The organism is Psychrobacillus sp. FSL K6-2843, assembly GCF_038626375.1.
Taxonomy (GTDB): domain Bacteria; phylum Bacillota; class Bacilli; order Bacillales_A; family Planococcaceae; genus Psychrobacillus; species Psychrobacillus faecigallinarum.
Map to the genome: position 1 here is coordinate 627,141 of NZ_CP152021.1, position 20,929 is coordinate 648,069.

22 protein-coding genes and 1 riboswitch are annotated in these 20,929 nt (G+C 38.7%); of the genes, 21 read left to right on the forward strand and 1 reads right to left on the reverse strand.

The features are described 5' to 3' along the window. Window positions 1-499: 499 nt before the first annotated feature. The 19 genes from MKY94_RS03090 (at window position 500) to MKY94_RS03180 (ending at window position 14,751) form a co-directional block, all read left to right on the forward strand. A complete protein-coding gene (locus MKY94_RS03090; RefSeq protein WP_144539773.1) occupies window positions 500-919 on the forward strand; it encodes a DUF1934 domain-containing protein in 420 nt (139 codons plus the stop codon). After that, window positions 920-2,587, forward strand: coding sequence for an arginine--tRNA ligase (argS, locus tag MKY94_RS03095; protein WP_342577965.1), 1,668 nt, complete (start codon window positions 920-922; stop codon window positions 2,585-2,587). Between the two features lie 259 nt (window positions 2,588-2,846). Further along, window positions 2,847-3,329: a DUF2975 domain-containing protein gene (locus tag MKY94_RS03100; protein WP_144539769.1), complete on the forward strand. Its 483-nt coding sequence runs from the start codon at window positions 2,847-2,849 to the stop codon at window positions 3,327-3,329. Window positions 3,330-3,338: 9 nt separating this feature from the next. Next, the gene (locus tag MKY94_RS03105) at window positions 3,339-3,560 is read left to right on the forward strand and encodes a helix-turn-helix transcriptional regulator (RefSeq protein WP_144539767.1); all 222 of its coding nucleotides are present in this window, start codon (window positions 3,339-3,341) and stop codon (window positions 3,558-3,560) included. Between the two features lie 152 nt (window positions 3,561-3,712). Then, a complete protein-coding gene (locus tag MKY94_RS03110; protein ID WP_342577966.1) occupies window positions 3,713-4,342 on the forward strand; it encodes a DUF2185 domain-containing protein in 630 nt (209 codons plus the stop codon). 30 nt (window positions 4,343-4,372) lie between these two features. Beyond that, a complete protein-coding gene (locus MKY94_RS03115; protein ID WP_342577967.1) occupies window positions 4,373-4,870 on the forward strand; it encodes a hypothetical protein in 498 nt (165 codons plus the stop codon). Beyond that, the gene (locus MKY94_RS03120; protein ID WP_342577968.1) at window positions 4,815-5,000 is read left to right on the forward strand and encodes a DUF1963 domain-containing protein; all 186 of its coding nucleotides are present in this window, start codon (window positions 4,815-4,817) and stop codon (window positions 4,998-5,000) included. The genes MKY94_RS03115 and MKY94_RS03120 overlap by 56 nt, the downstream gene beginning before the upstream one ends. 156 nt (window positions 5,001-5,156) lie before the next feature. Continuing rightward, window positions 5,157-5,299, forward strand: a riboswitch (cobalamin riboswitch). A gap of 116 nt (window positions 5,300-5,415) precedes the next feature. Further along, window positions 5,416-6,369, forward strand: a complete 954-nt coding sequence (locus MKY94_RS03125; protein WP_342577969.1) for an ABC transporter substrate-binding protein — start codon at window positions 5,416-5,418, stop codon at window positions 6,367-6,369. Continuing rightward, window positions 6,362-7,357 (forward strand): iron ABC transporter permease, encoded by a 996-nt coding sequence (locus MKY94_RS03130; protein ID WP_342577970.1) that lies wholly within the window; start codon window positions 6,362-6,364, stop codon window positions 7,355-7,357. The genes MKY94_RS03125 and MKY94_RS03130 overlap by 8 nt, the downstream gene beginning before the upstream one ends. Window position 7,358: 1 nt before the next feature. Beyond that, the gene (locus MKY94_RS03135) at window positions 7,359-8,828 is read left to right on the forward strand and encodes an adenosylcobinamide amidohydrolase (protein WP_154311527.1); all 1,470 of its coding nucleotides are present in this window, start codon (window positions 7,359-7,361) and stop codon (window positions 8,826-8,828) included. Window position 8,829: 1 nt separating this feature from the next. After that, a complete protein-coding gene (gene cbiB, locus MKY94_RS03140; protein WP_342577971.1) occupies window positions 8,830-9,786 on the forward strand; it encodes an adenosylcobinamide-phosphate synthase CbiB in 957 nt (318 codons plus the stop codon). Next, complete coding sequence (locus tag MKY94_RS03145; protein ID WP_342577972.1) at window positions 9,773-10,849, forward strand: aminotransferase class I/II-fold pyridoxal phosphate-dependent enzyme; 1,077 nt, start codon at window positions 9,773-9,775, stop codon at window positions 10,847-10,849. Before cbiB ends, MKY94_RS03145 begins: the two co-directional genes overlap by 14 nt. Continuing rightward, the gene (locus tag MKY94_RS03150) at window positions 10,822-11,352 is read left to right on the forward strand and encodes a bifunctional adenosylcobinamide kinase/adenosylcobinamide-phosphate guanylyltransferase (RefSeq protein ID WP_154311521.1); all 531 of its coding nucleotides are present in this window, start codon (window positions 10,822-10,824) and stop codon (window positions 11,350-11,352) included. The genes MKY94_RS03145 and MKY94_RS03150 overlap by 28 nt, the downstream gene beginning before the upstream one ends. 9 nt (window positions 11,353-11,361) lie before the next feature. After that, entirely contained in the window at window positions 11,362-12,111 is a 750-nt protein-coding gene (gene cobS / locus MKY94_RS03155) for an adenosylcobinamide-GDP ribazoletransferase (RefSeq protein ID WP_154311519.1), read from the forward strand. Continuing rightward, window positions 12,081-12,680 (forward strand): histidine phosphatase family protein, encoded by a 600-nt coding sequence (locus tag MKY94_RS03160; RefSeq protein ID WP_154311518.1) that lies wholly within the window; start codon window positions 12,081-12,083, stop codon window positions 12,678-12,680. The genes cobS and MKY94_RS03160 overlap by 31 nt, the downstream gene beginning before the upstream one ends. Beyond that, window positions 12,632-13,012, forward strand: a complete 381-nt coding sequence (locus MKY94_RS03165; RefSeq protein WP_154311516.1) for a bifunctional adenosylcobinamide kinase/adenosylcobinamide-phosphate guanylyltransferase — start codon at window positions 12,632-12,634, stop codon at window positions 13,010-13,012. Before MKY94_RS03160 ends, MKY94_RS03165 begins: the two co-directional genes overlap by 49 nt. Window positions 13,013-13,017: 5 nt before the next feature. Continuing rightward, the gene (locus MKY94_RS03170) at window positions 13,018-13,608 is read left to right on the forward strand and encodes a cob(I)yrinic acid a,c-diamide adenosyltransferase (protein WP_154311515.1); all 591 of its coding nucleotides are present in this window, start codon (window positions 13,018-13,020) and stop codon (window positions 13,606-13,608) included. Window positions 13,609-13,613: 5 nt separating this feature from the next. Further along, window positions 13,614-14,096 (forward strand): ECF transporter S component, encoded by a 483-nt coding sequence (locus MKY94_RS03175; RefSeq protein ID WP_191696673.1) that lies wholly within the window; start codon window positions 13,614-13,616, stop codon window positions 14,094-14,096. Then, complete coding sequence (locus tag MKY94_RS03180) at window positions 14,089-14,751, forward strand: hypothetical protein (protein ID WP_154311513.1); 663 nt, start codon at window positions 14,089-14,091, stop codon at window positions 14,749-14,751. The genes MKY94_RS03175 and MKY94_RS03180 overlap by 8 nt, the downstream gene beginning before the upstream one ends. A 173-nt stretch (window positions 14,752-14,924) precedes the next feature. On the opposite strand, the gene MKY94_RS03185 is transcribed toward MKY94_RS03180, so the two are convergent. Then, a complete protein-coding gene (locus tag MKY94_RS03185; RefSeq protein ID WP_342577973.1) occupies window positions 14,925-15,299 on the reverse strand; it encodes an enoyl-CoA hydratase in 375 nt (124 codons plus the stop codon). 529 nt (window positions 15,300-15,828) lie between these two features. Between MKY94_RS03185 and MKY94_RS03190 the strand changes: the two genes are divergently transcribed. Together MKY94_RS03190 and MKY94_RS03195 are read left to right on the forward strand one after the other, a co-directional pair. Beyond that, window positions 15,829-17,883, forward strand: a complete 2,055-nt coding sequence (locus tag MKY94_RS03190) for an EAL domain-containing protein (RefSeq protein WP_342577974.1) — start codon at window positions 15,829-15,831, stop codon at window positions 17,881-17,883. A gap of 803 nt (window positions 17,884-18,686) precedes the next feature. After that, window positions 18,687-20,840, forward strand: a complete 2,154-nt coding sequence (locus MKY94_RS03195; RefSeq protein WP_151111386.1) for a (Fe-S)-binding protein — start codon at window positions 18,687-18,689, stop codon at window positions 20,838-20,840. The last annotated feature ends 89 nt before the right edge of the window (window positions 20,841-20,929 follow it).

Below are 20,929 nucleotides of genomic sequence, written 5' to 3' on the forward strand. Positions count from 1 at the left end.
CATCTATTCTATTCAGGCAAGCAATTTATATTTGATGGATATCGTATAATTTTTTTCACTCTAGCTAATCTAATAAATACTCATCTTATGATTGTAGCGGCAGTCGGCGACTCCAGTGGGATGAGTGAGGCAGATAAGACATCACAAATGACGTGCAAGCGACGGTGATGACTTATCGCCCACGAAAAGCGCCCGACTAAAGCGGAAATCTGCCATCTATTCTATTCATGCAAGCAATTTATATTTGATGGATATCGTATAATTTTTTTCACTCTAGCTAATCTCATATATACTCATCTTATGATTGTAGCGGCAGTCGGCGACTCCAGTGGGATGAGTGAGACAGATAAGACATCACAAACGACGCGCAAGCGGCGGTGGTGGCTTATCGCTCACCCCACGGAAAGCGTCCGACTAAAGCGGAAATCTACCATATATTCTATGGAAGCAAGCAATAGAAATTAAATAAATCATTAATATGCTCTAAAGGATGAAGTCCATGTCTGAACCATTAAAAAAATCAGTTGAAGTTCGCTTACGATCAACGATCCAACACCCCAAAGCAAAAAAAGAATCCTTTGACATTCGCACTACGGGCGTTCTAACCTTAAAGGGAGAGCAGCCTTATTTAGTTTATGAGGAAGTGCAGAATGAAAAAGCTGTTCGAACAACAGTCAAATTACATGAGGAGTCTGCTTTAATATTGCGAAGCGGTGGCGTTAAAATGCGTCTTCCATTTCAAAAGGGAGAGCAGCAAACCGGCAGCTATGACACAGGTTACGGCACCTTCATGATTTCAACAAATACAAAGCATTTGCAATTCAAGGATGGTCATTTTCTAGTACATTATGAACTAATAGTGGATGAAGAAGTGGTCGGTACATATAAATTAGAACTAACATATTCGGAGGCGGAATAAATGAACGCAGTAGAAAAAGTACAACAATCTATTAAGGAAGCATTACAACAAGCAATTCTTAAAGCAGAGCTTGTGACAGAAGAGCAGCTCCCATCTGTTCATCTGGAAACACCAAAAGACAAAGCAAATGGCGACTACGCAACAAATATTGCTATGCAATTAACAAAAATTGCGAAGAAAAACCCTCGTCAAATTGCAGAAGCAATCATTGGAAATCTTAATATGGATGGCACAATGATGGAGAAAGTTGACATTGCTGGTCCAGGGTTTATGAACATTACAGTACGTAAAGATTATTTACAAGATGTTGTGAAAGCTGTCCTTACTGAAGAAGAAAATTACGGACGTACGAAATCCGGGGCTGGAGAAAAAATTCAAGTGGAATTTGTTTCTGCCAATCCAACAGGTGACCTACACCTAGGGCATGCTCGTGGAGCTTCTGTGGGAGATTCCTTATGTAACGTATTGGACTTTGCCGGCTATGATGTTTCTCGTGAGTATTATATTAATGATGCAGGCAATCAAATCAATAACTTAGCCGTTTCTATTGAAGTGCGATATTTTGAAGCATTAGGTATGGAAAAGGAAATGCCAGAAGACGGATATCGAGGACAAGACATTATCGATATTGCTGCTGACATTGCAAAAGAGCATGGGGATAAATTTGTTCATATGTCAGATGAGGAACGTTTCCAAGCATTCCGTACACATGGTTTAAAAGTTGAATTGGCGAAGCTTCAAAAGGATCTATCAGACTTCCGTGTAAGCTTTGACAATTGGTTCTCGGAAACCTCCTTATATGAAGGCGGAAAAATTGATATTGCATTAAACAAATTACGTGAAAACGGTCATATCTTTGAAGAAGAGGGGGCAACCTGGTTACGCTCTACTACATTTGGAGATGATAAGGATCGTGTACTTATTAAAAGTGATGGCTCATTCACTTATTTACTTCCAGACATTGCATACCATGAGAATAAGCTGGCTCGTGGCTTCGATCAGCTCATTAATATTTGGGGAGCAGACCATCACGGATACATTCCGCGTATGAAGGCTGCTTTTGAGGCACTTGGATACGAACGTGAAAAGCTAGAAGTATCTGTTATCCAAATGGTTCAGCTATATAAAGACGGCGAAAAAATGAAAATGAGTAAACGTACAGGTAAAGCTGTAACGATGCGTGAGCTTGTGGAAGAAGTAGGATTAGACGCTGTGCGTTATTTCTTCGGTATGCGTTCCGGTGATTCTCATATGGACTTTGACCTTGATTTAGCCGTTTCTCAATCCAATGAAAACCCAGTGTACTATGCGCAATACGCACATGCTCGTATTTGTTCTATTTTACGTTCTGCAGAAACACAAGGAATGAAGGCGTCTACAAATTCCTTGGAGTTATTGCAAAGCGAAAAAGAACTTGATCTATTGAAAAAAATCGGTGACTTCCCACAAGTTGTAGCAGATGCTGCGAAACTTCGTGCACCTCACCGTGTAGCAACCTATATCCAGGAACTAGCAGCAACATTCCACAGTTTCTATAATGCAGACAAAGTACTAAACGCTGACAATGTGCCTCTTTCAGAAGCACGTCTTGCGCTAGTAACATCTGCACGCCAAACAATTGCAAATGCATTAAAACTAATCGGAGTATCTGCTCCAGAAAAAATGTAATTAAAACTCCTAGAGGCATTAAGAAACCAATTCTTAATGCCTCTTTTGTTTGTTTATTAGTTTAATCAAACAGATTAAAAAGGAAAATAACAAGTTTATAAAAAGCAAGAACTTGAGCCAAGATGTTCCGAATGATGTCTGCCCGTCACCACTTTTTCATTTATCAATAAAAATACTTTAAAAAACAATATTTATTTATTCTAAAACGATAAATTTTATAATATAATTATATTGAATTATATTTAAGTGAGGTGCTTTTATGAAAAAAGGAACAACATTATTTTTAAAGATGGCGGTTATTGTTATGGGAATTCCCGTTCTGGCTTTGTGTATATTTTTGGTGCCTGAAATAGCAAATTTTGCAGAAGAATTATATCCTGACATTCCATATCTCAAATATCTCGTTTTTATCGATTTGTATGCAACGGCTATACCTTTTTACTTTGCTTTGTACCAAGCTTTTAAACTTTTAAATTATATTGATATGGGCAATGCTTTCTCGGAATTATCTGTAAGAGCGTTAAAGAATATTAAATACTGTGCACTTGCAATTAGCTCTTTATATGTATTAGGCATGCCACTATTTTTTCTTGTGGCAGAGAAGGATGATGCTCCAGGAGTTATAGTAATCGGGCTTATCATGATTTTTGCCTCTATGGTAATTGTCGTTTTTTCAGCCGTTCTCCAAAAACTTTTACAAGAAGCTATTCATATAAAATCTGAAAACGATTTAACGGTCTGAGGTGAAAATATGGCGATTATTATTAATATCGATGTGATGTTGGCTAAAAGAAAAATGAGCGTAACAGAACTTTCAGAGAGGGTTGGAATAACAATGGCTAACCTTTCTATATTAAAAAATGGTAAAGCTAAAGCAATTAGGCTTTCTACATTAGAATCAATTTGTAAGGCTTTAGAATGCCAGCCTGGGGATCTTTTAGAATACAAAAGAGATGAAGAAGCTCACGAATGAGTAAAGTTCCCTCAATAAGCAGGAATTATTTTTGAAAACGCGAAGTAATAAATTAGGAACTAACTCATTGGAGGGCTTTAATCAATGGATTAATGCCCTCTTTTTTATATTCAAGTTAGAATAGGCTTATAACGATGCAAGGAGGAAGCAAAGTGCCATGGTATTTAGATAGTGCCTATAAAAGAAATAAGGATGCACCCTATACTTTTTATATTCCTAGCAAAGAAGTGATAGGTAATTTAAATATAGGAGATATGGTCAAACTAATCTTTGAAATCGAGACAAGAACAGACGGGTATGCGGGAGAAAAAATGTGGGTTGAAATTACTCACAGGGATATGGAGAACTTTAAGGGAATTCTTACGAATGATCCATTTAATCTAAGTGAGTTAAAAAGAGGACAAGAAGTATCATTTCGGACAGAACATATTTGTGACACGGAGTATAATGATCCATATTCATCCAAATGGGATTACTATTTTGACACAAAAATAATTGTGAGCAAAGATGTTTTGGAGAGAGATGAATTTAATTTTATGTTAAGAGACGAGCCAAGGGATGAGCAAGACTCTGGTTGGTCTGTATTAAGTGGTTATGAAGATGATGAATTTTTAAATAATCATGAAAATCTGCAATATATATCTATAGGGGTAATTTTAAATATTGATGACTCTATTTTAGCTTTTATTGAAGATTTACCCCTCTGTGCATATGAGAGAAATGACAATGGCGCATTCTACAAAATAAATGATTATGATTGGGAGTCCTACTTAAGTGAATAAGCTTGGACATAGATTTAGGAGGTAATTGCGTTGAATATTACTCAATTAAAACAATCACTATTTAAACGAGCTACGATTTTTGAAACAGGAGGATCTCGGCCGACGGAAGAATTGGGAGAGAGCTGGATAGGAAATGTTATGTGGGGTAGCGGAGAAAATAAATCTCCTCAGTTTGAACCAATATGTACTATATTTCTAAAGAATTTACCTTATGTACCGAAGGAGCTAAAAAACATTCAGTTAATCACTGTTTATATGGATTTTAATGTATATAATCATTTAATTGAAGATAATTTAGCTTCTTTTTTTAAGATAAATTGTTTTACTAATATTAATGAAATACAAAAGATAAATGAACAATCTTCAAGAATGAAGTCTTTTCCATTAAAACCAATATTAGTTGAGAACGATACCCCAGCATGGGATTCAGAAGATATAGAACCAGAAATTCAAGATGAAAAATATTTATCCCATGCACAAGGTTGGTGGATATCCATCCTATACACAGAGCGGAGTCTCATATGGTGAAGATTATCCGTTTGTCTTTCAGATAAGCTCTGATGCCAAGGCGCAATTCAATATAGTAGATAGTGGCAGTTTTTATTTTTTCTACAATCAAGATAAACAAGATTGGATTGTGTACTGCGATTTTTATTAATAGTCCAGTGATTACTCATAGATTACAAGGTTAAGAAATTAATGTTTCGCTAAACTCGGAAAATTGCTTGATATTAATTTATTTCTCGAATTTCTCATCTAGTCTCCATCTCGACAACATTTAATTATAAGGTATAATAAATGCAAAGCAGCAATGGAATATTTTTTGCGTAAAGGTGCTCTAGTTACGGATTGCTAGAGTTAAAAGGGAAGCTGGTTAAAGTCCAGCGCGGTCCCGCCACTGTTAGTGATGCATATGCATCATAAGCCAGAAAACCTGCCCTTACGTGCATACCCATTACCTACGCGGATAGGTCTGGTGTAGGTCAGCTATCGGTATTTTGTGGCAGATTTATACCTATCTATCTCTCATCCTAGGATGGGAGATTTTTTATTGATTTTAGGAGGAATGAAGGATGAAAAAGTTTTGGTTAATTATAGGAATGACCTTGCTTATGTTAGTTGGATGTAATGAGCAAGAGACACTTCCATCAGAAAAAGAAGATAGTTCAGAAATTGGAAATTCAGAAACTGCATTTCCGCTTACATTGACGGATGCTGTAGGCCAAGAAATCACATTAGAGGAAGTTCCGAAGACCATTATTTCCATGATTCCAAGTAATACGGAAATTCTATTTGCATTAGGGCTTGATGAGGAAATTGTCGGTGTTAATGATTACGAGAGTTATCCAGAGGAAGCCTTAGAAAAAGAAAAAATTGGTGGCATGGAGTATAACATTGAAAAAATTATCTCTTTGAATCCAGATATTGTCTTCGCTCATGAGTCCGTAGTAGGAATGGCTGACGCTGGGTTACAACAGCTACGAGATTCTGGTGTAAAGGTTTATGTAGTACAGGATGCAAAGGATTTTAACTTAACCTATACATCCATCGAGCAGATTGGTCGTGCAACAGGCAAGAATGAGGAAGCACAGGCCATTATAAAGGATATGAAGGCAAAGGTTGACGAAATTCAAGAAAAAGTTTCAAAAGTAGAAACAAAGAAAACAGTTTTTGTAGAAACCTCAGATGTGCCTGAGATCTATACTCCTGGTAATAATACATTTATGCAAGAAATTCTAACGATGGTCAACGCAGAAAATATCATGGCTGACCAAGAGGGCTGGTTCCAAGTCAGCCCAGAAGAAATTGTAAGTCGTAATCCTGATGTTATGTTAATCACGTATGATTACGTGGATGGCATTGTTGAAAAGGTCAAGCAACGTGATGGTTTCGATACAGTGACAGCTATTAAAAATAATGCAGTAGTACAAGTGGATGAGGATACCACAAGTCGCCAAGGTCCACGTTTAGTAGAAGGTTTAGAGGAAGTGGCGAAGGCTATCTATCCGGAGGCATTTAGTGAGTAAATCAATGATCGGTTACATCCTGTCACTGGCTACGTTGGCTGTAGCCATTTGGCTAGGTGTATCGGTCGGATCTGTAAAGGTGCCGATCAGTACTTTATGGGATACAGGAACAGATGCGATTGCAACTAATATAGTATGGAAGATTCGCATGCCGCGGGTTATACTCGCAGGATTAGTCGGAGCATCCCTGGCAATAGCGGGAGCGGCCTTTCAAAGCCTGCTTAAAAACCCACTAGCCGACCCTTATACACTGGGAGTGTCGTCCGGAGCATCTGTTGGTGCAGTGGCTACACTCTTTTTTGGAATTTCGGTACCTTTCTTAGGAATGTTCACCTTGCCTGTTTTCAGTATGGTAGGGGCATTAGTTACAATGCTCATCGTTATTTCCTTCGCAAAGCTAGTAGATCGCGCGATGAAAATGGAAACGATTATTTTAACAGGTATTATATTTAGCTCATTTCTTGGCTCAGTCATTTCCTTAATGATTGCTCTGACAGGTGAAGAGCTACGGCAAATTATTGGTTGGCTGTTAGGCAGTGTATCTATGAGGGGCTGGAGCTATGTTCAGATGGCATTGCCATTCATGGTAATCGGTTCCCTATTACTATGGTTAAATCGTAGGGAGCTAAATGCCATGCTCTTTGGAGAAGAACGAGCACAGCATCTAGGTGTGGATGTAAAGAAGCGTAAAATGATGATATTAATTGGTGGGTCAATGCTCACAGGCACAGCCGTATCAGTGTCTGGAACCATTGGTTTTGTTGGATTGGTAGTGCCACATATGACTAGACTTTTATTTGGCTCCGATAACCGGCACGTGCTTCCTTTGAGCTTTATAAATGGAGCTTCTTTATTGATCATTTGTGATCTTGTATCCCGTACGATTATTTCTCCAACAGAGCTTCCAATAGGGGTAATTACTGCGTTTATAGGGGCACCTGTTTTTGCTTTTATCTTCTTTAGACAACGTAAAAAAGGAGGCGCTTAACTTGCTAGAAGTAAAAAATATTTCTGGTGGCTACGATCAAAAGCTAGTAGTGGAGGACGTTTCCTTTCAAGTATCAAAAGGAGAAATGCTAGGAATATTAGGACCAAATGGGAGTGGAAAATCTACTCTCCTTAAACTAATGAGTGGCATACTCACACCATCATCTGGAGAGGTACTAATCGAAGGTAAGCTGTTAAAGTCCTTTGCCTCGAAGGAGCTAGCGAAAAAGTTGGCTGTGCTTCCACAGCTGCACAATCAGGCTTTCTCACATACCGTTCGAGAAACAGTTGCACTTGGTCGTTATCCTCATCAATCAGGGTGGTTTTCTACATGGTCTTCAGAAGATGAATTCGCTATAAAGGAAGCAATGAGACTGACTGCCGTCGATAAGTACGATAAGCATTTACTAGAACTTTTGTCTGGTGGAGAGCAACAGAGAGTATTTGTAGCCCAGGCATTAGCTCAGCAGGCTCCCATACTGTTGTTAGATGAACCGACGAATCACTTGGATATCGCTCATCAAAAGCAGCTGTTAGATACAATCAAAACACAAGCAATTGAGAATGACATTACAATTATTAGTATTTTTCATGATATTAATCTTGCATCGCTATACTGTGACAGACTTTTACTAATGGACCAGGGGCGCATTAAAGTAATCGGGGAGCCCCAAGAGGTAGTGAAAAAAAGTTTAGTGGAAACTGTTTATGAGGCTAGGGTTAGTACTAGTCCCCATCCAGAGCGACCTAAACCGCAAATAACTATTTTACCAGACGTAAATGAAAAACAAGACAATCAACTAATTACTTCATTCAACTTTAAAGTAACTGGAGAATATGTCCTCTTTCAGGCAGAAAATCAATTAAAAACTTGGTCTTCTGCAGTCATTAACGCGGGAAGTGGCTGGTATAGAAACTTCGTGAATAGAAGAGTAGATGCACAGTATCACTGTGATAATGTGCAGGAGGAAATGTTAAATTATCTTGCTGCTCGAAGTTTATCGGAGGCAGATACTGTAGGCATGATGACTGCAGTCAGGACTACAGACGCTGTGATCAAAGAGTATGTAACACCTTTAGGGAGTCTTGTGGTAATGGTTACCGCGGGTGTTGGAAATGCAGTCGATGTATCGCGAGCTCACGAAGTAGAAATGTTCCCCGCAATAGGTACCATCAATACGTGGGTTATTATTAATGGAGAGCTTGCGGAGGAGGCTTTTATCCAGTCTGTCATCACTGCTACAGAAGCTAAAACGAAGGCAATGGCACATGAACAAGTCATGGATCCTCGGACGGGTACTCTTGCCACAGGTACATCGACAGATAGTGTATTAATAGCTGCGACACAAAAAGGGACTTATATAGAGTATGCAGGTCCTATAACAGAGATTGGTAAAAAGATTGGGCAAGGAGTATTTGAATGTACCGTTGAAGCTATTCAGATATACAAAAAGGCAAAGGGATGGGTGTAAGATGGCATCTCATATGTTAGCGGTAACAATTGGTCTTCTGTTAGATCGATTAATAGGAGATCCACCAAATTGGCCACATCCAGTTCGGTGGATTGGAACGCTTATCTCAAAATTAACTAAGCTATTAAACAAAGGAAGTTATAGGAAAGTAAAGGGATTACTTTTAGTCCTAATAGTAGTAGGGTTATCATTCAGTATTACTCTAGTATTAGTGTTCACTGCATACTCAGTTCATATTGTCCTTGGTATTGCTGTGGAAAGTATTTTGATAGCCTCTGGGCTAGCTCAAAAAAGCTTGAAGGTTGCAGCGATGGAGGTCCATAAGCCTTTGATAGAGGGAGATTTATACACTGCTCGTTTAAAGCTTTCCTGGATTGTTGGAAGAGACACTGAAGGTCTAGGAGAGGAGGAAATAACAAGAGGGGTGGTAGAAACAGTATCCGAGAATATAAGTGATGGAGTAACCGCCCCATTGTTTTTTGCCTTTTTATTTGGGGCTCCTGGGTTATGGGCTTATAAAGCAATTAATACATTAGATTCTATGGTAGGCTATAAAAACGAAATATTTAAAGATTTTGGCTATGTTGCTGCCAAGCTAGACGACATTGCAAACTATATTCCAAGTCGTTTAACTGGGTTGGCAATTATGCTTGGCGGAAGGAAAGAAACTAGTCTTCCCTTTAAGCATCGAATGACTCGCTGGTTGATAGATGCAAAGAAACATCCAAGCCCCAATAGCGGCTATTTAGAAGCTGCCACTGCTTATCAGCTAGGTATACAGCTTGGCGGAAGAAATACATATAAAGGGATAGTTTCTAATCGTGCATTAATGGGAAGCAAAGAGGTCTCACTAAGTGCCCGACATATATTAGGAGCAATTTCACATTTACACACAGCTGTCCTTCTTTTTTGGTCTGGGATGACAGTGATAGGAGGTTTAATACTTGTTGTTACCTAGTCACGGAGCAAATGCTCAACAATTATATCAACGCTTGAACATGTCTATGCCTGAGACAGTGATAGATTATAGTGAAAATGTGAACCCTCTAGGTCCTCCAGATTTTGTTAAGGAGCAGTGGGTATCATATAGAGACCTAATAACTAAGTATCCTCATCCGCAGGGCGAGCCCTTCCTGACTGCAGCCGCAAATTATCACGGTGTCAGCTCTGAACAAATACTTATTGGAAATGGTGCAGCAGAAATTTTTGCAAGCATAGCTATCCGGTATCAGCACAAAAAAGCAGTGGTTATCCATCCAACATTCTCTGAATATGAGGCTACGCTAGCACCATATCAAACATCCGTAAAGGAGATTATAGCTATCGGTAAGCTTCCCATAGAGGAGGTTCTTAGTGAGCTTGAGAAGGCTGATGTTATTTATATATGCCGACCGAATAATCCTACTGGCTACCTGATTCCATTAGAAGAGATTATACAGATAGCGAATCATGCTAAAAGGTATAACTGTGATTTGGTTTTGGATGAGGCTTTTTTAGATTTTATAGACGAAAAGGAATCCTTTATCCCATATTTAAACAACCTTAATAATGTAATTGTCGTCCGTTCGATGACTAAAATGTATGCAATTCCTGGGCTGCGGTTAGGCTATGCAATTGCTAATAAGGAAATTATAAATAGTCTTCGCTCAATGCTGCCTCACTGGAATAGCAATGCATTAGCGACTACAATTGGAGCCCAGTGCTTCATGGAGACAAAGTATAGACAGAGAACAGTTGACTTCGCAATAAAGGCGCGAGAGGATTTTAAACAATTTTTAGGTGAGCTAGATTGTAGAGTTCTACCATCTAATACAAATTTTCTATGCTTCCAGCTACCTAATCCATTGCAGTCGAAGATATTCTTTGAACATTTACTAGCTCGAGGCTATGTGCTCCGCCATACCGAAAACTTTAAGGGTCTAGACGGTGATTGGTTTCGAGTGGGTATGAAGAAAGAAGAACAAATGGAGCAATTAAAGAAGGAGATGACCCCATGGTTCGAGGAAAACTCGTCTTCATAACAGGTGGAGTGCGGAGCGGAAAAAGCAACTTTGCGGAGCAATATCTGATGAATGAGCAGGCACTACGTAACGTCTACGTTGCTTCTGGTGTAGCAACAGACAAAGAAATGGAGCAAAGAATTGAGTATCACCAAAGAGACCGAGCTAGTTATCCTGTGGAATGGGTTACAATCGAGCAATCGAGACATTTTGAGCAACTAACGGCAGTTATAAAGCAGGATGACGGAATTCTTTGGGACTGTGTCACGACTTGGTTAGCGAACGAACTGTATGTGAGTAATATGGAACAGGTCGAGAAGCGGCTATTTGAAACAATTGACCGTTTGCTAGAAAAGGTTAAGGTGATGGTGATTGTTTCAAATGAAGTACTAGATGAGCATCTTTCTATCTATGAAAGCGTGGTTCGATATCAGCAATGGATTGGTCGGATTCACCAAAGGTTAGTTATAAACGCTGATGAAGCATATGAAATGGAATATGGGTTAGGTCATCAATGGAAATGAGGTGGAGTAATGAATAGCTTGCTACTAGCATTTCAATTTTTTACCGTAGTCCCAATTCAAAAAAGTCTTCCGATGGAAAAGAGACATATAACGGGAATGTATAGTTTCTTTCCTTGGATAGGAGCAGTCATTGGATCAATTGCTTGTTTGCCCATCTACTTTGATTGGAGCTCGTTAATGACCGCATTTGCTGTTGTAAGTCTAGGAATCCTGTTGTCAGGTGGACTCCATATGGATGGGTTCATCGATACTTCAGATGCTTACTTTTCCTACAGAGAACAAGCAAAGCGAATGGAAATATTAGACGACCCTCGGGTTGGGGCTTTCGGTGTAATGGCGACTGTTTTATTGATTGTAGGCAAAATAATCATTATATCTGAGGTATTGTCTGCTGAAAGCTTTCACTTCCTATTTATTATCATTATTCCTTTTTTATCAAGAGTGGTTCTTGTGATTCTATTTGGAATGACGGAAAATGCTAAAGAGAGCGGCCTTGCCCATTTTTTTAAACAAAAGCTACACGTTCAAACAATTATACCTCTGACAGCGAGTTTTTTGTTTATAGCCATTTGTCTGATTGGGCTAATGACATATTGGTTGATTGCGATGACTCTTTTGATTGTGTTAATTCTATTCATTTGCATATACCGTAGTTGGTCGTTAAAAAATTTCGGGGGAATCACAGGTGATTTACTCGGAGCCAGCTTAGAGCTTACGGAGGTCATATTATGGATAACGCTTTTACTGTTACTCTCGTAAGGCATTTTCCGACACTGGGAAATGTCCACAAAAAATATATTGGCTGGACAGACGAACCCATTATGTCTGGTCTTAAGGCAGTCAATAGGTTAGGGGAAGCTAAGCAAGTGTTTGGCAGCGATTTACTTCGATGCCGACAGACTGCTGAAATACTATTTAATGATGTTTCTTATATAGGAAGTGCAAAGCTTAGAGAGTGTTCCTTTGGTATTTGGGAGAAGAAGACGTACAAGGAATTAAAGGACAATGAAAAGTACCAGACCTGGCTAGAGGATTTTTATCGTATTGCTCCTCCTGAAGGGGAATCGCTACAGCAACTAGAATCTCGGGTGATCGAAGGATTTTATGATGGAATTTCTCAATCTAATCCTGTAATCATTATTACACATGGTGGGCCAATTCGAGCTTTGCTGAGTAAATTTGTTAATAGCACCAAAAGCTTTTGGGAATGGGAAGTGCCACACGGAAGCGCTTATCTATTGCATTGGAAGGATAAACAAGAAGTAATGGAGGGAAAACATTGCATATCATTTTCGGTGGAGCATTTAATGGAAAAAGAGCTTTTGTAGAGAAACAGCTAGCTGGTCAAAATGTTCAATGGATAAATGCAGAAGAGGAGATCCCAGCAATTTTGCCTAATATAGAAGTGTTGGCAGTTACAGGATTTGAAAATATTCAAGAAAATCAGTTAAATAAGTGGTTTTCCCAGTTGAAGCAATGGGACGAGGAAAAAGAGATTTATGTTGTTGCTACTGAAATAGGAAGAGGCATTGTTCCGATGGAAGCCAGTATGCGAAAGCTAAGGGATGATGTGGGGAGATTTTATCAGCAGCTTTTTGCAGTTGCAGAAAGTGTCACACGTATTTGGTATGGTATACCACAAACTATAAAAGGGAGATGATCATATTGAAAATTTATACAAAAACAGGTGACAAGGGGCAAACAGGTTTAATAGGAGGCAGAACCGATAAAGACGATATTCGTGTAGAGGCTTATGGAACGATAGACGAGTTAAACTCCTTCATCGGAAAAGCGGTGACAGAGCTAGATACAGTTAAATTCAAGGACATTTTAGAGGATTTGGAAACGATTCAGCATGAGTTATTTGACTGTGGAGGAGATTTAGCAAATGTATCCAATCGTCGTATTTATAAAATGACTGACGAGGCAATAGAAGCAATGGAAAAACGAATTGATGTACTTGTAGAGGAAGGACCAGTACTAGAGAGATTCATCCTTCCAGGAGGAACCCCTGCTGCAGCTACACTTCATATTGCTCGCACTATCACTCGTCGTGCGGAACGTTTAACGGTCACTTTGTCTAAGACAGAAGAGGATGTGCCTTCTGTTGTTCAACGCTACTTAAATCGTTTATCTGACTATTTATTTGCAGCAGCACGAGTAGCAAATGTTCGAGAAAATGTAAGTGATGTGGAATATGTAAGAAGTGCAAAAGTGTTTAAAAACGTTGGTAGTGAGAAAAAAGAAGGGGAATAATTTAGATGAAACTTCGATTATTAACACTTGCTGCAATGTTTGCAGCCCTATCAGCTATAGGGGCTTTAATAAAAATTCCTGTAGGAATCGGGAGTGCGGCACTAGACACAGTGCCTGCACTTATTTCATCTCTATTCTTACCTCCCGTATACGCGGGTGCTGCCTCTCTAGTAGGTCATCTGGCCTCTTCCTTGTCAGCCGGTTTCCCATTGGGGCCACTACATATCATCATAGCTCTAGAGATGTTTGTTATCCTATTTGTCTTTACAAAACTCCATCAAAAGGGATATCACTTTTGGAAATGGGTTTTCTTTATCGTTGCAAATAGTGTACTGGCCACTTTACCATTCTATTGGATTATTTCACCTGCATTCTTCATTGGCGCATTACCAGGCATCACATTGGCGACCATATTAAATGCTTCCATTGCCATGATCGTTTCACCTGTTGTTGAAAAAGTAATGGAACGAGTAAAGACACATGCGTAACGCAATTTTATTGCCTAACGGGCTGGTGCTTACAACTGATAACTCAGCAGCAATAGGAGAAAAGGAAAAAGATGTAGTGCATATATCGGATGAAGTAGTTGCTTACTTTGCAGCTAGAGTAACCATATTGGAGCAATGGGCAGCTAAAGCATTTCCACAAACGATTATCGTACATAACTTTTCTGGAAGCGAAAGCTGGAGTAAATATATAAAAGGGATTAAACGATTATTTGATGAGATTGCTGAGGAATGCCCCATAATAACAGGGAGCAGCGAAACGAATATGGATACTTTGCAATCTGCCATGGCCCTATCCATGATTGGTGAAAAACAACTAGAAGAATTTCATGATTTTCAGTGGTATGCCTACGGAAAACCATGTGTTGGAGAAGAAGTAATAAAAGAAATACAAGCTATCGCAGACTTAAAGAAAATCTGGGAAGCTATGAAGTCAGGATTGGTTCATGCAGTTTGGCCAGTTGGCTCTACAGGTATCGCAGGAGAATGTAACCGGTTAGGAATCGAGGGCTATCTAGATGGATGGAATTTAAATATTTCAGCTGGTCCAGCAACGACTGTTCTTTTAGGTATTAGTCCGACGAGAGAACAGGAAGCTAAATTACATTTTGGAAAACACTTTCAAGCCATTAAATAGAAGACTTGCAATCTATTGAAAAACAAATTCCGTTTTCATGAATAAAATTTCTTTTGCAGTCTATTTCATAATTGAAATGGACTGCTTCTTTTTATTTGATGTCTCAGTTACTAAAGACATCAAATAAAAAAGCTTAAATTCTCGTTTTGAAAAGAGAAATTAAGCTATAAATATTATAGTATCACTCCTAAAAAATTGCCTCTAAGCACTAGAATGTCATTTTGATTGTAGCATATAAAGGATGCAACAATGGACGTTCTATTTTCCTGCTTTTCGAATTTTTCAATAATTACCTCACAAATTATTGTGTCGCCAGTATATACAGGTTTTAAAAACTCAAAATTCATGTTCCGAGCTAGCACATTGTTATCACCACCTACTTTTGTTGGTAATGTAGCAGTCATTAACCCTTGAACCACTACTCTTCCTTGTTCATCTGGTTTCATATGATGAATCCCCTCATCACCTAAAACCTTTGTAAATAATTCCACATCTTCTAATGTAAAAGTTCTTTCAAATCTAATTATTTCTCCAACTCTTAATGACATATTATCCTCCTTTAAAAAGAATTTTTCCTTATTAATTAATTCCAATATAAACCAATTTAAATTCTACCGTTATAGCTATTAAAAATATAATTCTTAACTATTATTTTACTTCACCGACTATCTAAACTACGAAATTCAAACAATGATGTAATTGAGACCCGTCCGATACGACTTCTTCGCTAGTAATCGGATTTTTCTCTTTTTCCTCATGTGTAATAAAAATGCTAAATTTAATTGTTTAAAAAGGGGGAAAAAACATTCTAATGCTAAACACCGCGAAAAAAATATAGGGGAGCGTTGAAAAAAGTTAATCTATAAGACTCTCTGCCGATAAAAGGAGGGTGATTAGGTACACTTTTTGTTCATATTCAAGAAAGTAAATTCTAGCTCCAGCGCCTTGCCCCTCGAGGTCAAATGAGTTAAAGCTCCGGTGGCTGAAGAACTGCCTCCTCGCTTTTTCTCATTTGCTTGTCGGGGCAGATATAGGCGCTTGCGCTTTTCTATTAAGAAGTATAAAGGAGATAAACTAATGTTTCGTAATTATGTGGAAGGTGATATGGTCGTCATTCAAGGTGACTATGCAGCTTCTATTGTTTTATTATCCGTTTTAATAGCTGTTATTGCTTCTTATTCGGCTTTGGCGATGAATGGAAGAGCTCAAAGGAATGGTTTCTTTCATCGATATATTTGGTTGTTATTTGCATCAATTGCTATGGGATTTGGAATTTGGTCTATGCATTTTGTCGGAATGAGTGCATTTTCCTTACCAGTCCATATGAAATACAATGTACCGCTAACGGTTTTATCTATAGTACCAGCTATGATAGCTTCCTTTTTAGCTTTTTATCTTTCGAGCCTTTCTAAAAGAGGATTTTGGATGTACGTCTTAGCTGGAATCTCAATGGGTACAGGGATTTCCACCATGCATTATATGGGAATGTATGCAATGGAAATGGATATCTTTTATACTTATGATCGTTTACTGTTTGCAGTTTCTATAGGGATCGCAGTAGCAGTCTCAATGATAGCAGTCTATATATTTTCGAGTCTGCAGCTCTATATGAAAAATCGTTGGATTCACTTGTGTACTGCAGTGATTATGGGATTGGCTGTTTCTAGCATGCACTATACAGGGATGTCAGCTATCACTTTTTATATGCCAAAGGATTTCCCAATACATACACTTGCACACGAGATGGAGAATATTGGAGGCTTAGTTATTATAGTCACTGTTGGGATGGCATTTTTGCTCGGTATGCTTTTTTTATCGGGGCAAATTGACCGTTATGTGGAATACCGCACGAATTTTTTTGATTCCTATACGAAGCTGCCAAACCGACGTTCATTTGAACAGGATCTTCAGAAACATCTGTTTCCAGAGTATTTGAGCATCTGGCATTTGAATGGCTTGGAGGAGCTAAATAAAGAATATAGCTATCAATTTGTAGATGAAGTTATCAAGCGATTAGCAGAAAAGTTTAAATCACTGGCTCCAGCTTCATCTGAACTATATAGAATGGAGGAGAACCGCTTTGCTTTTTTGATGAAGGACGTTAAAGACAATTCGCAAGTAAAAGAAGCAATGCAGAGAATTGCCGATTATTTGCAAAAGCCTCTTTTGATTGATGGTGAAAAGATTTATCTTTCTTCAGTTTGTGCCGTTGCAGAGGCCAACAATAAAACGGAGGCAGTTGCTTTATACGCTAACGTTCTAGCAGTTATCGACCATTCCTCTACAAATTTCGTAAACGAGGTAATTTTCTATGATCCATCCATTCACACCCGCACTTTTGAACGGGAGTTAGTAGATGATATTAGTCGTGCCATTAAAGATGGTGAATTATTTTTGGTCTATCAGCCGAAGGTTTCTCTCAGGGGGAATCAGGTAGAAGGTCTTGAAACGTTGCTCAGATGGAACCACCCAACACATGGGCTTCTATCTCCTGCAGTATTTATCCCTATACTTGAAACGCATAATCGAATGGTGGGAGTTACGGACTGGATTATTGAGCAAGTCTGTAGGCAGATTGCAAACTGGAGGGAGAATGGCATTTCTTTTGAGCAAATCTCTATTAATATTCCTGGAGAATATGTAACATCACCGAAGCTTCTCCATGTGTTGAAAGACAATATGCAGCATTATAAGGTGTCAGCCTCCCAGTTAGAGTTAGAAATAACCGAAACAAGCTTTGTCAGAAATATAGACAAAGCAATACAAGCGGTCATAGCTTTTCGAAAGGAAGGGCTATCAGTAGCCTTAGATGATTTTGGTACAGGAGTTTCATCCTTGTCCTATTTAAAAAAGATGCCTATTTCTACATTAAAGATAGACAAATCCTTTATAGATGAAATTCCAGCATCTGAAAAGGACTCTTCCATCATGGAAGCAATGATTGGGCTTGGTCAATCCCTAAAATTGACCATTGTATTTGAAGGAGTAGAAACGAAGGAACAAATAGAGTTCTTAAAAAATGCCTGCATCATGCCCGTCGTGCAGGGATATTATTTTTCTAAGCCACATACAAGCGAGGAAATAGTTTTGTGGAATCAAGTTCATTTAGCGACAACTAAAGCATTAGCCTAGAAAGCATCGAGTCCTACTCGATGCTTTTTCCAAATGAAAAAAATAGTGACTAAGCAATGTCTCAAATCCTATAACTAGAATGCCTTCTAATTGATCAGAATTGAATTAATTTAAATTATACAAAGGATAATTTTCATTCATACATGAATATTGGAACAAAAGTTGATTGCAGCGGCAGTCGGCGACTCCATTGGGAGGAGGGAGAAAGATAAGCCATCACAAACGATACGCAAGCGACGGTGATGGCTAATCGCTCCGCCACGGAAAGCGTCCGACTAAAGCGCAAATCAACCATACTTAGTCCAAGGTTTCACTTTTTAGGAAGTGTATTTGTTGAATTATCTCTTAACTGGAATTAGTTAAACAAAAATAGTTTTTATTCAAACACAACCATTTATCCAAAAGTTGATTGCAGCGGCAGTCGGCGACTCCAGTGGGAGGAGGGAGAAAGATAAGCCATCACAAACGACGCGCAAGCGACGGTGATGGCTAATCGCTCCCCCCACGGAAAGCGTCCGACTAAAGCGAAAATCCATCATACTTTTCCCCAAGCCTTTCTAGAATTTATACATGGGTAAATACCTCAGAGAGGATCTACCTAACCTTTTCTTATTCCAGCCTAACCTTTAACTAATAAACCAATTAATCTAATCCTTATATTAAAATATTTTTCATTTTAGCAATTATTCTTTAATTTGCTATTGACTGAATGCTCATTCAGTTTTAATATTGTATTAATTCATATAATTCTATTATAATGTTATTCTATTATTAATTAGGCACATCTTAGAGGGGGAAAAGGGATGAATCCGTTGTTAATCGCAAACTGGGTGTTATTCATCGGAGTAGTACTGTATGCGGCCTATCTATTTGTATATCTACTACGAACAAGGTATGCATACATTAAATTGGGGAAAAAAGTTGAGTTTGAAGACAATGTGAAGGAAAGACTTAGAAAAATTTGGGTGTATGTTTTTGGGCAAAAGAAGCTACTGAAAGACAAGAAAAGTGGAGCAATCCATGTCATGTTCTTCTATGGCTTCATCCTTGTACAATTTGGAGCAATCGATTTTATATGGAAGGGACTAGCACCAGATTCGCATTTACCGCTAGGACCACTATATCCAGCATTTACATTCTTCCAGGAGATTGTAACACTAACAATCTTAGTTGCAGTAATTTGGGCGTTCTATCGTCGTTATGTTGAAAAGCTAGTCCGTTTAAAACGTGGATGGAAAAATGGTTTAGTACTTATTTTCATCGGTGGACTAATGGTTTCAGTATTAATCGGTAATGGTATGGGAATGATTTGGCACGGTCATGAGGCAACATGGAGTGAGCCTGTAGCATCTGCTATTGCAACCGTTTTCCAAGCAATTCCGGAGGCTGCGGCAATCACTGTGTTCTTTGTAATGTGGTGGGTACATTTATTGTTCCTATTAACGTTCTTAGTTTATATTCCACAATCTAAGCATTTCCACTTAATCACTGGTCCTGCTAACGTTTACTTCCATCGTTTAGACAAAGTAGGCAGACTCCGTCCGATTAACTTTGAAGAGGAAGAGGACGAAGAAGCGGATGAGGAAGAAATGCCAGTCTTTGGTGTTGGACGTGTTCAAGACTTTACACAAGCGCAAATGATTGATTTCTATGCATGTGTAGAATGTGGTCGTTGTACGAATATGTGTCCGGCAACAGGAACAGGTAAAATGCTATCTCCAATGGATTTAATTGTTAAGCTACGTGATCATTTAACATTTACTGGAGCTGTAGAAACAAAACAAAAGCCATGGGTTCCAGCTCTTGCGTTCAAAGGTACAAAAGGAAACCAGTTGGCAATGGCAGCTGGCGCAGAAGGTGCTGTAATTGAAGATATTTATAGCCCATCATTAATCGGGGATGTAATTACTGAGGAAGAAATTTGGGCTTGTACGACTTGCCGTAACTGTGAAGATCAATGCCCAGTTATGAACGAGCATGTAGATAAAATAATAGACCTTCGTCGTTATTTAGTAATGACAGAAGGTAAAGTAAACCCGGATGCACAACGTGCGATGACAAACATTGAACGTCAGGGTAATCCATGGGGTCTTAACCGTAAAGAAAAAGAAAATTGGAGAGATGCTCGTCCAGATCTTCACATTCCAACAGTAAAAGAAGTATCCAAAGCTGGGGAAGAGTTTGAATATCTATTCTGGGTTGGATCTATGGGATCATTTGACAACCGCTCTCAAAAAATTGCTTTATCATTCGCTCACTTGATGAACGAGGCAGGAGTGAAGTTCGCGATTCTTGGTAATAAAGAAAAGAACTCGGGAGACACACCGCGCCGACTAGGGAACGAATTTATGTTCCAAGAGCTTGCGGCAGCGAATATTAAAGAATTTGAAAAGGCAGAGGTAACGAAAATAGTCACAATCGATCCTCATGCATATAATATTTTCAAAAATGAATACGGTGATTTTGGCTGGAGTGGAGAAGTTCTACACCATACTGAATTGCTTTACGATTTAGTAATGTCTGGTCGCTTAAAACCAAAATATGAAGTAAATGAAACAATCACCTTCCATGACTCTTGTTATTTGGGACGTTATAACGATGTGTACGATGCACCTCGTGAAATTCTGAAATCTATCCCTGGTGTGAAGCTAGTGGAAATGGCACGTAACCGTGAAAGCGGAATGTGCTGTGGAGCTGGTGGAGGTTTAATGTGGATGGAGGAGCATGTGGGTAACCGCGTAAACGTTGCTCGTACAGAACAAGCGTTAGATGTAAACCCAACAGTTATCTCTTCGGGATGTCCTTATTGCTTGACGATGCTATCAGATGGTACAAAGGCTAAGGAAGTAGAAGACACAGTTGGAACATATGATATTGCAGAGCTTCTAGAAAAATCAATCTTTGGTGAGTCAATGACCGAAATAGAAGAAGTAAACGAAGAACAAAATGTTCAATAATAATTGCCAACCTCAATTACTTTAAGTAAACTAAAAGTAATTAAGGCAGGGAGTGGAAACACTCCCTTTTCTTAACAATATAAGTCGAG